General features: G+C 56.3%; 13 protein-coding genes. 7 read left to right on the plus strand and 6 right to left on the minus strand.

What is annotated here, in order from left to right; genetic code table 11:
- Positions 1 to 35: 35 nt before the first annotated feature.
- A complete protein-coding gene (locus CUC55_RS17220; protein WP_103088622.1) occupies positions 36 to 2,207 on the minus strand; it encodes an OmpA family protein in 2,172 nt (723 codons plus the stop codon).
- A gap of 338 nt (positions 2,208 to 2,545) precedes the next feature.
- On the opposite strand from CUC55_RS17220, the gene CUC55_RS17225 reads away from it, so the two are divergent.
- From CUC55_RS17225 to CUC55_RS17245, 5 genes are all read left to right on the plus strand, one after another.
- Positions 2,546 to 3,319, plus strand: a complete 774-nt coding sequence (locus CUC55_RS17225) for an ABC transporter substrate-binding protein (protein ID WP_103088623.1) — start codon at positions 2,546 to 2,548, stop codon at positions 3,317 to 3,319.
- A 115-nt stretch (positions 3,320 to 3,434) separates the two neighbouring features.
- Positions 3,435 to 4,238 (plus strand): ABC transporter permease, encoded by an 804-nt coding sequence (locus tag CUC55_RS17230; protein WP_103088624.1) that lies wholly within the window; start codon positions 3,435 to 3,437, stop codon positions 4,236 to 4,238.
- Positions 4,235 to 5,065, plus strand: a complete 831-nt coding sequence (locus CUC55_RS17235; RefSeq protein WP_067643446.1) for an ABC transporter permease — start codon at positions 4,235 to 4,237, stop codon at positions 5,063 to 5,065. Before CUC55_RS17230 ends, CUC55_RS17235 begins: the two co-directional genes overlap by 4 nt.
- Positions 5,066 to 5,229: 164 nt before the next feature.
- Complete coding sequence (locus CUC55_RS17240; RefSeq protein WP_067643449.1) at positions 5,230 to 5,496, plus strand: usg protein; 267 nt, start codon at positions 5,230 to 5,232, stop codon at positions 5,494 to 5,496.
- Between the two features lie 75 nt (positions 5,497 to 5,571).
- On the plus strand, positions 5,572 to 6,429 hold the full coding sequence (locus CUC55_RS17245; RefSeq protein WP_103088781.1) for a class I SAM-dependent methyltransferase: 858 nt from the start codon (positions 5,572 to 5,574) through the stop codon (positions 6,427 to 6,429).
- 45 nt (positions 6,430 to 6,474) lie between these two features.
- On the opposite strand, the gene CUC55_RS17250 is transcribed toward CUC55_RS17245, so the two are convergent.
- From CUC55_RS17250 to CUC55_RS17260, 3 genes are all read right to left on the minus strand, one after another.
- Positions 6,475 to 6,966 carry an Lrp/AsnC family transcriptional regulator gene (locus tag CUC55_RS17250; RefSeq protein WP_067643452.1) on the minus strand — a complete coding sequence of 164 codons (492 nt, stop codon included), beginning with the start codon at positions 6,964 to 6,966 and terminating at the stop codon, positions 6,475 to 6,477.
- A 66-nt stretch (positions 6,967 to 7,032) separates the two neighbouring features.
- Positions 7,033 to 7,674, minus strand: a complete 642-nt coding sequence (locus tag CUC55_RS17255; RefSeq protein ID WP_103088625.1) for a uracil-DNA glycosylase family protein — start codon at positions 7,672 to 7,674, stop codon at positions 7,033 to 7,035.
- 9 nt (positions 7,675 to 7,683) lie between these two features.
- Entirely contained in the window at positions 7,684 to 8,262 is a 579-nt protein-coding gene (locus CUC55_RS17260) for a thermonuclease family protein (protein WP_245417777.1), read from the minus strand.
- A 107-nt stretch (positions 8,263 to 8,369) separates the two neighbouring features.
- On the opposite strand from CUC55_RS17260, the gene CUC55_RS17265 reads away from it, so the two are divergent.
- Entirely contained in the window at positions 8,370 to 9,905 is a 1,536-nt protein-coding gene (locus tag CUC55_RS17265) for a sensor histidine kinase (protein ID WP_103088626.1), read from the plus strand.
- Here CUC55_RS17265 and CUC55_RS17270 read toward each other — a convergent pair.
- Together CUC55_RS17270 and cobT are read right to left on the minus strand one after the other, a co-directional pair.
- Positions 9,902 to 10,321 (minus strand): diacylglycerol kinase, encoded by a 420-nt coding sequence (locus CUC55_RS17270; protein ID WP_103088627.1) that lies wholly within the window; start codon positions 10,319 to 10,321, stop codon positions 9,902 to 9,904. The genes CUC55_RS17265 and CUC55_RS17270 overlap by 4 nt on opposite strands.
- Before the next feature lie 7 nt (positions 10,322 to 10,328).
- Entirely contained in the window at positions 10,329 to 11,351 is a 1,023-nt protein-coding gene (gene cobT, locus CUC55_RS17275) for a nicotinate-nucleotide--dimethylbenzimidazole phosphoribosyltransferase (RefSeq protein WP_103088628.1), read from the minus strand.
- A gap of 100 nt (positions 11,352 to 11,451) precedes the next feature.
- Here cobT and CUC55_RS17280 point away from each other — a divergent pair, with 100 nt between their 5' ends.
- Positions 11,452 to 12,270: an adenosylcobinamide-GDP ribazoletransferase gene (locus CUC55_RS17280; protein WP_103088629.1), complete on the plus strand. Its 819-nt coding sequence runs from the start codon at positions 11,452 to 11,454 to the stop codon at positions 12,268 to 12,270.
- Positions 12,271 to 12,277 lie beyond the last annotated feature (7 nt).

Here is a 12,277-nt window from a genome sequence, read left to right on the forward strand (position 1 = left end):
CTCGGTTCCGGGCNTTTTTTGTGCGTACAGCCCGCTTAGTTCTGCGCGACAGGCTTCACGAGCGACGTGATACGACGGATCGTAACGCGTCGATTTTCCTGCGATGCTGCAAGCGTCTGAACTTTCAGGAAGCGCTCGCCGTAACCCTGCGTCGTCAGGTTTTCGGGCGGAATACCGTAAACATCAGTCATGACGTTGGCGACCGATGCAGCGCGTTCGTCGGAAAGAACGAGGTTGCTTTCATCGTTGCCCACGGCATCGGTATGGCCTTCGATGAGGAAGGTTTCCGCCGGATTGTTCTTCAGCACCTTGCTGATGGCGTCTGCCACCTTGCGCAGTGACTGCGCCTGGCTCATCGGAATTTCGGCACTACCAGTCGCAAAGGTAATCGTGTCGAGGTCGATACGGCGGACCTTGTCACGAATACGAGCAGAGTAGCGAACTTCATCCATGGTATACACACGCTCCACAGGCTCGACCGGAGGCTGTTCCAGGAAGCGATAATAATCGCGATCGGGTTCGCTGGACGTGTCGATAATGTAGTCGTCAACCGGAATACGCAGGCGCATCGGCGGCAGATCGAGGCCCGGGTCGCGATAGACGTATTCGCGGTCGGGCTGATCGACGAGTTCAGGCGCATAGAACAGCACATATTCACGACCACGGCTGTCAATACGCGAGCGCTGGATGACGTCGCCGTAGCGGTTACGCACGGTCACGACCTGCGTGCCATCGGGACGCTCGATGGTTTCGCGGTAACGATCATCTGGCAGACGTTCGTAGTACGGCTTGGCGCCATCACGAATGAAGCGGTCATTGTCGTTGCCACGAACGACGACACGGTCACCGAATTGCAGGAAGACGCGGTCGCCCATATCGCGGTCGCGTGGACCACCACGCGGCATATCACGCGGCTGCCACTCACGCACGCCATCCGGGCGATCGTATTCGGGGCGTTCGTTGATCCGCTCACCTTGAATGTTGGTGATGGCCTGAATGTTGATCTGCGGTGCANTTTTTTCGCCACGACGGGACTGGGCTTCGGCATCCGACGTCGGCACCTTGAAGTCCTGAACCGCTTCACGTTCCTGGCGACGCTGATCGCGGGACTGCTGGTTCCCAGAACGTTCCGCTTCCTTGTCGCTGTCTAGAACGGCAGCGCCCTTGTCTACCGGTAGAATAACCGTATCGGCGGATTTGGATGGGTCCTTGGCCACAGCGCGGGCTTTGTCCAGTTCCTGCTTTGTGGTTGGCGGCGCTTCCTGCTGAGGTGTTACGACTTGCTGGGGAACGGGTTCGCCTGCAGGGGCCTGCCCGGTGGCTGCACCANTTTCAAGTTTAGGCTCAGTCGGCAATGGCGGCTGCTCGCCGTTCTGGGCACGTGGTGGACGCTGCTGTTCGGAAGGCTGCTGGCCCGGTGCAGGGTTTGGTTGCTCNTTTGGCTCAGGGGCCTTGCCTGGTGTAGGTGGTTCGGTCGGCACCGGTGCGGCCTTGACGTCAGGCTCTGGCGCTGCGGGCTTCTTTCCCGGCGTCACTGGCTTTTCAGGCGCAACTTCACCAGCGGCTGGCTGTTTTGCCTGCGGGTCGCGCGGACGCTCTCCGTCTGCGGCAGGCTTTTGCTGTTCTTCGGCGGCTGGTGGCTGATCAGGCTTTGGACGACGTGGACGCTCTTTCTGCTGCTCGGGTTGAGCAGCGTCTTGCGCTGCTGCGTCAGGCTTGGGTCGACGTGGACGTTCCTGTTGCTGCTCTGGCTGTGCCTGCGCGGGGGCGGCGTCGGGCTGCGCCTCGCGGCGTGGTCGCTGCTGCGGTTCCTTCTGCGGCTCTGCTGCACCTTCAGGCGCGGCTTCACGGCGAGGACGTGGCTGTTCTGGCTCTGCCTTCGGCTCTGGCTGCCTCTTGGGTTCGGGAGCGGCCTCGGGTGCTGCTTCGCGACGCGGGCGGGGTGCTTCTTCCTTCGGCTGCTCCGCCTTCGGCTGCTCGGGCTCAGCCTGCTGTTCCTGCTGGCGCTTTTTGGGCAGCTCTTCCGGGGTCGGCTCAGCCTGTGCCAGCAGCATCTGGCTATTGCCGGTATGTGTTACAGCCTGCTGCGACGAGTATTGAGACGCGCCTGCGCCTGTAACAGATGCTGCAAATGCAGGATCTATTGCAATCGCNAAAGACATCAGGGGGAAAACCACCCCGGTCAGCAGCTTGTTCTTCTTCAGCATTATAGTACCTCACCTAGTGATCGTCTTTTATCGCTTGTATTGCAGCGTGCGAAAAACAGTCTGCACATGCAGGCGGTGAACAACGCCTGAACCGCAACGTTGTTCCCATCATGACCAACCCGGTCTGTACCGGAAATGAACAGATCTAGGCAATTTCGTGAAGCGATTGTGGCCTTTCTTGCACTGCGAAACGATTGGGGTTGCATTTTAAAGACAAGGGTAAGACTATCCGCCAAGCGTTGCCTCTACTCCCTTCGGGCGATTGGCTGCGCGAAACATTTACCGCTCAGAAAACACAAACAAACTGTGCGGAAGACTCGCCGAAAGAGAGGATCGAAATGCGTATTTCCACCCGTCTGCTCGCTGCTGCATCCATTGCCGCGATGTCGCTGTTCTCCGGCGCCGCCATGGCGCAGGACAAGCTGGTCATCGGCACGGAAGGTGCCTACCCACCCTTCAACGTTCTTGAAGCAGACGGCACACTGACCGGCTTCGACATCGACATTGCCAAGGCACTGTGCGTAGAAATGAAGACAGAGTGCACCTTCGTAACGAATGACTGGGACGGAATCATCCCTGCCCTCCAGGCCAAGAAGTTCGATGCCATCGTCGCCTCCATGTCGATTACACCGGAACGTCTCGAGAAGGTCGACTTCTCGAAGAAGTACTACAACACGCCTCCAGCGATCGCCGTACCNAAGGATAGCACCGTCAAATCGGTGGAAGACCTGAAGGGCAAGACCATCGGCGCGCAGGGTTCCACCACCCACGCAAACTATGCCGAAAAGCATCTGGCGGATTCGGAGCTGAAGCTCTATCCGACGGCTGACGAATACAAGCTCGACATCACCAACGGTCGTATCGATGGTGTCATCGATGATATCGTTGTTCTCAGCGAATGGGTGAAATCCGATGCAGGCGCTTGCTGCAAAATCCTCACGCCAATGCCTGTTGATGAAGAAATCAACGGTCAGGGCGCTGGCATTGCAGTTCGCAAGGGCGATACCGCGCTGGCAGACAAGTTGACCGCAGCAATTGCGGCAATTCGTGCTAACGGCGAATACNAAAAAATCAACGACAAGTATTTCGATTTCGACGTCTACGGCAAGTAAGCCATTTGCCTGTTGAAATATTGTGGCGGGAGGCTTGCCCTCCCGCCATTTTTGTTTGAGAACAAACAGATAAAATAATACGAGACAAGCGGCGAAGACCGCAGGGGAAATTGGCATGAGCGGAGCATTTTCCGCCATAGGTTCGTTCTGGACCTATTTGACGTATCTGTTCGATCCCCTTTGTGGGCCAGCTGGCATTTTCTCTCTCCTCGGCAACGGAACACTCGTAGCCTGCGGCGATGCGGGCTGGGGCGATGAAATCGCTTTCGGCGTCAAGGTCACCATTTCCGTGGCACTGGCGACCTTGCCTATTGGTCTCATCATCGGCTTTCTGATCGCACTTGCCGCGCAATCCGAAGAAAAGTCGCTGCGGCTGGCTGCTGGTATCTACACCACGATTTTCCGTGGCCTGCCGGAATTGCTGACGCTGTTCATCGTCTATTACGGCATCCAGATGCTGTTGCAGTCAGTCGGCAGTTACGTCGGAATCACCGGCCCGATAGAGATCAATGCCTTTGTTGCAGGCATGATCGCCTTGTCGGTTGTGTTTTCGTCCTATGCGTCGGAAGTGCTGCTTTCGGCATTTCGTGCCATTCCAAAGGGACAATATGAGGCAGGCGATGCGCTGGGAATTCCACGCAGCCGAACAATGGTTCTCATCATCATTCCACAGCTCGTGCGCATCGCACTGCCGGGGATGACGAACCTGTGGATGATTCTTCTCAAGGACACGTCCTACGTCTCGATAATCGGCTTGTCGGATATTTTGCGCCAGACGGGCATTGCAGCACGCGTCAGCAAGGAAGCCTTCTTCTTCTATGGCATCGCCTGCCTGCTCTATCTCGTCCTCGCGCTCCTTTCATCCTTCGGTCTTGGCTTTATCGACCGCTGGTCGCGCCGATCGGAGGCTNAACGATGAGCCACGCCGAGAAATTGATTCCACCCCGCCCTGCTCCACTATCGGTGGCAAAACCACTGTCGATTTCCAAGATCGCGGGTTACACAGTGACGGGGCTTTGGCTGTTGCTGGGTCTCGGCCTCTTGTATTCCATGATCGTTGGCTGGGATCTGGACAAATTCACCCGCTACGGTCCGCGTTATATCGATGGCCTGATCACCACAATAACATTGGTCGGTACGTCGATCGTTCTCGGCGCACTTCTATCGCTGCCGCTTGCCTTTGCCCGCATGTCACCAAACCGGATTATCGGTGCGCTGGCTTATTCCTATGTCTATCTGTTTCGCAGCACCCCGTTGCTGGCCCAATTGTTCCTGATTTATTACGGGCTCGGTAGCTTTCGGCCAGAACTGCAAGAGGTTGGATTGTGGTGGTTCTTCCGTGAAGCCTGGTATTGCGGACTTCTTTCCCTGACGCTGAATACAGCAGCCTATCAGGCGGAAATTCTACGCGGCGCGATCCAGAGTGTTCCAAGAGGTCAGCATGAAGGTGCCGCCTCGCTTGGTATCTCCAAGGCTATAACCTTCTGGAAAGTCGTCCTCCCGCAGGCCATGATCGTGGCGCTGCGCCCTTACGGCAACGAGATCATTCTGATGATCAAGGGCTCGGCTGTCGTCTCCATCGTCACTGTCTTCGACCTTATGGGACAGACCCGCTACGCCTTCTCGCGCACCTTCGACTATCAGGCTTACCTGTGGGCTGCGATTTTCTATCTCTCCATCGTAGAAATATTGCGTCACATCTGGGCAGCGCTGGAAGCTAGGCTGACACGGCATCTNAAAAGATAGACGGCTTAGGCAGCACTCTTTAAATTCGAGTGCTAACATATTGNAAATATGACAAATTCTTGACATATCTGCATAGCCGGTAAGGTTCGGTTAACCATGCCGTGTTCCCATGTTGATAGGCACCATTTGTGGCGCCAGCGACCAACAAAAAGGGAGCAGCCAGCATGAACCAAGATATGGAAATGATGCTGAAGGGCTACGGCATGACCACAGCCGAAATCTTGTACCGTATGCCGGACCATCCAGTCGTTCTGCAAACATACCTCTGGCAGAATTACGATCTGGCACCGGATTTTCCTGAAATGCGCGGCTTTCTCAAATTCTGGCAGGAAAAGCTGGACGGGCCACTGCATTCCGTTCGCTATGTCCACCGCAAACTGATTTCGGCCCAAGAGTGGCGCTCGCTGAAGGGCGAGTTCATTCTGCACTGACAAAACAAGGATTGCACGGCGCGGCGTTGCGGCTTAAGCAGGCTTCGAATTTTCACGAAAGCCCGGATGCCAGCTATGACGAACCAGAAGATCGATGAAGAAGCCTTAGCCGAAGCCTATAACCGTGCATTGGCACTGGAAAAGGCGGGTGACATTGACGCTGCGGTCAAGGCTTACGAAGAGGTTCTGGCTATCGATCCCGAAGATCATGGTGGTGCTGCCGTGCGTATCGCGTCCATGGGACGCGGCGATACACCGTCGAAGGCGCCGGACGCCTATGTCGAAACTCTATTCGACCAGCAGGCGGAAGCCTTTGAAGATATTCTGGTCGAGCAACTTGGTTATGCCGTGCCGATGATCGTTCGGCAGCGTCTTCAAGCGCGGGAACTCGGACCCTTCAAGCGCGTGCTGGACCTGGGCTGCGGAACGGGTTTGACCGGTGAAGCCCTGCGCGACATGGCAGACGATATTACGGGTATCGACATCTCTGNAAACATGGTCGAAATCGCCCATGAAAAAGAACTCTACGAGACGCTCTACGTCGCCGAGGTCGAAGACTTTCTGGAAGACAATGACGACGCGCCATTCGATCTGATCACCGCGACCGATGTCCTACCTTATCTCGGTGCACTGGAGCCGATCTTCTTTGGTGCTGCGGAAAACATGGTCGCAGGTGGCCTGTTCATTTTCTCTTCCGAAACGCTGCCGGAAGACGTTTTAGCTAACCGCTCCTACATGGTCGGCCCGCATCAGCGTTTCGCTCACTCCGAGACCTACGTCCGCGAACGGCTCGCAGCGACCGGTTTTGAGATCATCGAAGTGACCGACATCAATGTTCGCATGCAGGATGGGCACCCGACGCCGGGTCACCTGGTCATTGCGAAATTCAAGGGATGNAAACCAATCCGTCATGCCTGGCCTGCCCCGGCATGACGGTCGTTAAAAGAGTGCGCCATATTTGAAGAAGCGCAAACACGCTTACGAATCGTCACCGGACTTGGCGTTGTCCAATTGCATGTAGTCCAGCGGCAATTCCGTGGTGTATTTAATCTGCTCCATCGCGAAAACAGACGACACGTCACGGATTTCGATCTTCGCGATCATCCGCTTATAAAAAGCGTCATAGGCCGCAATATCCGGCACGACCACGCGCAGCAGATAATCAACGTCGCCGCTCATGCGGTAGAACTCGACCACTTCGGGGAATTCGGAGACGACTTCGGAAAAGCGCTTCAGCCACTCGATGGAGTGCGACGCGGTTCGAATGGACACGAACACCGTGACCTTGGTATTGACTTTGCCGGGATCGAGAAGTGCGACACGGCGACGGATGACACCGTCTTCTTCCATTTTCTGGATACGACGCCAGCAAGGTGTTGTGGAAAGCCCAACCTTCTTGGCGAGGTCAGCAACAGCCAATGTGGAATCTTCTTGCAGAATGCGTAGAATTTTACGGTCGAGACGGTCCAATCTTCTCTCCTCCGGAATTATTTTCCTCTTTCTACACGAAATAAAAGAGAAAAAAAGAAATTTGTTTCAGAAAAGAAGCCTTTCCACATCCTGACGCAGGATGGGCAAGAGATTTTCTTCGAACCATGGATTTTTCTTGAGCCACGCGCTGTTGCGCCAGCTGGGGTGCGGTAAAGGAAGAATCTGAATACCCTGGTTGGTGTATCGGTAGGTCTGCCAGTTCTGCACCGTTTCCGTCATCGTCTTCATCCGTCGCGACCCCAAATGCCAGCTTTGTGCATACTGACCAATCGCGATAACCAATTCGATTTGCGGCATCGCCTGCATGACAGTCTCGCGCCAGCGGGGCGCACATTCCAGCCTCGGTGGCAAATCGCTGCCCTTGGCATCATAGCCCGGNAAACAAAAGCCCATCGGCACGATGGCGAAGTTGTCGGCATTGTAAAACGTCTCACGATCGACGCTGAGCCATTCGCGCAAACGGTTGCCCGACGCATCGTTAAACGGCAAGCCGCTTTCGTGAACCCGCAGTCCGGGTGCTTGGCCCGCAATGAGTATTTTCGCGATACTGGAAATAACAGCGACTGGACGCGGCTCGTGCGGTAGGCGATCCGCATCGCCCTTAAGCGGCTCATCGCGGCAGATGCGACATTTGGCAACGGCCTGCCGCAAGACCTTGATCTGCTCTTGAGCTGGNTTTTTTGACATTGNAAAAGTCTACCAGCCAAGAATATGACGGACCAGTCCGATCACACCAGCGAGAGGAACCTCCATGTCAGCGGCTTTGTGCTCTCTGCGCCAGTCCCTTGGGNTTTCAAACGTTCCCGCCCAGACTCCTGCCCGCCGATTCTGCGCCGACGCCTGCTCACGGGNAAACAGGAAATATTCAGTCGTCACTGCAAACCCTGCCGCAACCATGTCGCCAGCGATGTCCTCGCCACCTGCCGAACATCGTACCAGCAGACGCTTATACCGGTCTTTATCNTTTCCGGAGCATTCGACCGTACCGGTTCGCAGCAGTGTCTTCAGATAGTCCTTGGCTTCAGGGCCACATGGCCACTCTGCGCCATCACGCATACAGCTTTGACCCATCTCCGGCGCATCGATACCGATGAGGCGAAAACGTTCGCCACCGAAGGCCAGAGTGTCACCATCCACCGCGTTGAACTGACCGGTAAAACGCTCCTGGCTCACGCCATCAAGCTTCGCGGCAATCAGCGTGCCCATCACCAGAATGAGAGCTGCGATGATGCCGTCCTTCAGAAATCGCAAGGGCTTACGTGAGGCCTCTCTCATGTACCAATAAACCCNTTTCAGAAATGGCAAACAAATCCTTTAACCGCAGCATCTTCTTAAGAATTTGCCACTAGGCTGCAAGTCTTTAGATCACCAGCGTTGTGTCGATGAGTAAAAGCGCTAGCACCACTGCGGACAAGAACATCGTCGACCGGTCACGGACGCGGCGCAACAAGGCCGTCTTCGAGACGGTGAAGTTGACGCGTGAGCGCTTGCAATATGGCCCCGTGGGTACTAACGTCTTCGAACGCGACATGCTGCAAATGCATATTGCGGAGACTTTGCAGAGCGCGACGATCATGCCTTTGTTCATCGTTCTCGCAACGGGCGTGGGCATCTACATCAGTCGTGACCCGCAAACTCTCGGCTGGGCCGTGCTGGCTCTAACAGCGCATGCGCTGGCGCTGATCTTTGCGCGCAGGGCTTCCCACCGGGAGGTCAACGCCTCCAATCTCCCGGCATGGCACAATATCTTTCTCACCACGCAAATCGTCATAGGTCTCGTCTGGGTCCTGTTTGCGCTCCAGACAATAGAGACGGGTGATGCGTCGCTCATTACGTTCTACAAGGGCGCGACCCTTCTGATCGCCCTATCGATTACCGCGACTTCAAACTTTCTGCTGCGGCGCGCGACTTTGATGACGTTTCTGCCTGTGCTCGTCGCGCTCAGCGTCACCGCCGCCCTGTCTCGTAACCCGATGGAAATCGGCCTTGCGTTGATGTTTGCTCTGGGAATGCTGTTTTGCCACCACGTAACGAAGCGGCTCTATCTGACCAACCTGAAGCTTCTATCGTTCCAGTCCGAAAAAGACGACCTGATTGCGGAGCTGGAAGTCGCGAAATCCATGTCGGATGAAGCCCGACNGCGCGCCGAAGAGGCCAATATGGCCAAATCCCGCTTCCTCGCTTCAATGTCTCACGAATTGCGGACACCGCTGAATGCTATTCTCGGATTTTCCGAGGTCATGGCATCGGAGGTTTTGGGACCGTTGAATAACCCCCTCTACAAGGAGTATTCCGGGGATATTCACCGCTCCGGTCAGCATCTATTGGACCTCATCAACGAAATCCTCGATCTGTCCCGCATCGAAGCGGGTCGCTACGATCTGCATGAAGAAGCCGTAGCGCTTCTGGAAATAGCGGATGATTGCGTCGGCATGATCCAGCTGAGGGCACGCGGCAAGAATATTCGCATTTCGCAGCAGTTCGAAACCACCCTGCCCCACGTATGGGCAGATGAAAAAGCAATCCGTCAGGTCATCCTCAACCTGCTGTCCAACGCGGTAAAATTCACCCCTCAAGGCGGGGAAATCCGTATCAAGGCTGGCTGGACGGCAGGCGGCGGGCAATATGTGTCGATTAAGGATAACGGTCCCGGCATTCCTGAAGAGGAAATTCCAGTCGTTCTGTCGGCCTTCGGTCAGGGCTCCATTGCAATCAAGAGCGCGGAACAGGGTACAGGCCTTGGCCTCCCCATCGTCCAGGCCATTCTGGCCAAGCATGACGGTCAGTTCGTGTTGAAATCAAAGCTGCGTGAAGGGACGGAAGTGATTGCCATTCTGCCGGCAAAACGCGTGCTGCAAAGTATTCCGGCCGTTGAAGACGTGCAGGTGGTTCAACCGCGCAAACGGTCTTTCGCCTAAATCGCAATGGATGAAAACAACATCGTGCTGACAAGCGAATAGAGGACAAAGCCGCCATTCGCCAGCAAAAGGCAAAATACCGCGAATGACCCGAGATCCTTGGCATGACGCGCCGCCGACGAAAATTCCGGCGAGACGCGATCAACGATTTCTTCGATGGCAGTATTGAGGGATTCGACGGAAAACAGCNAAAGCATCAGAACCGTGAATATCAGATAATGCGCAACTGGCGCGCCAATGACTCCCAGCAGCACAAGTCCGGCACCGAAGGCCAGAACCTCATGTCTGAAGGCCGCTTCTTTCCATAGGCGTGAAAGCCCCTGAGCGGAATAACGCGCTGCGGCGAAGAGATGTCGAAACCCGGTCTCCTTGTGGAAAACCGGTTCTGGCTGCTGTGGGGTGTTCGGCTTATCCATGGCGACCTCAGTGGTCTGTACGAGTATCGACACCCGCGGCGGCGAAGGTTGCCATACCGGAATGGCAGGCTGCTGCGGCTTTGACGATGCCAGCGGCAAGTGCTGCACCCGTGCCTTCGCCCAGACGCATTCCAAGTGCGAGAAGTGGCGTCTTGCCAAGCTTTTCGACAGCGGCCAGATGCCCNGGCTCGCCGGAGACATGGCCAATGAGGCAATGATCGAGCGCGGCAGGATTGGCCGCTTTCAAGAGTGCGGCGGCGGCGGTTGCCACATAACCATCGATCAGAACCGGGATTTTCTCGACACGCGCGGCCAGAATGGCACCGGCCATTGCCGCGATTTCACGTCCACCGAGACGGCGCATGATCTCCAGCGGATCGGACAGATGGTCTTTGTGGAACTCCACGGCTGCTTTCACAGCAGCAATCTTGCGCGCCATCACATCGCCTTCGGAGCCAGTGCCCGGTCCGGTCCACTCTTCCGCCGTACCGCCATAGAGTGCGAGATTGATCGCAGCGGCAATGGTCGTGTTGCCGATGCCCATTTCACCGATGCAGAGAAGATCGGTGCCACCGGCTATTGCTTCCATCCCGAATGCCATCGTGGCTGCGCAATCGCGCTCGGACAAAGCCGGCTCGGTGGTGATGTCACCGGTGGGGTAATCCAGCGCCAGATCGAAAATCTTCAGGCCCAGATCATGCGTCACGCAAATTTGGTTTATGGCGGCACCACCGGCGGCGAAGTTTTCCACCATCTGCTGTGTCACCGACGACGGATAAGGTGTGACGCCATGCCTGGTAACACCGTGGTTTCCAGCNAAAATCGCCACCAAAGGGCGGTTGACGGCAGGTGCACGACCGGACCACGCGGCCAACCACATGGCGATCTCTTCCAGACGCCCCAGCGAGCCAGCAGGCTTGGTCAGTTGCGCGTTACGCTCTTTGGCGGCCACGAGCGCGAAGGTGTCCGGGCCTGGAAGGTCGCGCAAAAGCGTCCGAAAATCGTCNAAAGGCAGTCCGCTCATGCTCATGATATCGGTCTTTCTGGTGGTGCCGGGCGCTTGTGTTTTCCGGCAAATCGGTCTTTGTTGCGCTTCTCATAATCGGGGATGCGCGGAGGAACAACCTCAAATGCAACAAGCGCCTCCTCAACTAAAGGAGAGACGATTGCGGGCCGGGGATTTTCTGACGGATATGATGCGCTCGCTGAGTTTTCTCAGCCGCATTCCCGTAAACGACATCTTCTTCGAAGACGACCAGCGCCCGCTGGGCCAGATGGTACGTGCCTTCCCCGTCGCGGGCTTTCTGATCGCGCTGCCTGCGGCCTGTTTGGCGGCATTTCTCACATGGCTGGATGCAGACCCGTTGATGTCCGCCGCCATCGTTCTTAGTGTCGCCACCTTGATGACCGGCGCACTGCACGAGGACGGGCTTGCAGACACAGCAGACGGTTTTGGTGGCGGCAGAACGAAACAACGCGCGCTCGACATTATGAAGGACAGCCGCATTGGCACCTATGGAGCGATTGCGTTGGTGCTGTCGTTCCTCATCAGGGCAGCAGCCATTGCCGCCCTGATGCGTGAACTTTCACCCCTTGCCGTAGCAGCCTGCCTGATTGCGACAGCCTGTTTAAGCCGTGGCCTGATGGTCTGGCATTGGCAGACGCTGCCGCCAGCCAGAGAAGGCGGCAGCGCGGCAATGGCGGGTCAGCCGGGCGAGCGTGAACGAAAGGGTGCGATCACTTACGGTTTCTGCATCGCAGTTTTTCTCTGCTTGTCCTTTTTCCAGCCCCTGCTTCTGGTCGTCGCACTCGCTGTCCCCTTCGGCGTCACCTATCTCTTCAACCGTCTGTGCGATCNAAAAATCGATGGTCACACCGGTGATACCATCGGCGCCACCCAACAGATCACAGAGATTGTGATGCTGATCGCACTTGCTCTCATTGCGTGACGTGCAG

Origin of the sequence: Agrobacterium bohemicum, assembly GCF_002896715.1 — a bacterium.
Classification (GTDB): Bacteria; Pseudomonadota; Alphaproteobacteria; order Rhizobiales; family Rhizobiaceae; genus Agrobacterium; species Agrobacterium bohemicum.

Bases quoted from the DNA above. Each gene is read 5' to 3' on its own strand.
- CUC55_RS17240 (WP_067643449.1), top strand. From the start codon at position 5,230: ATGAACCAAGATATGGAAATGATGCTGAAGGGCTACGGCATGACCACA.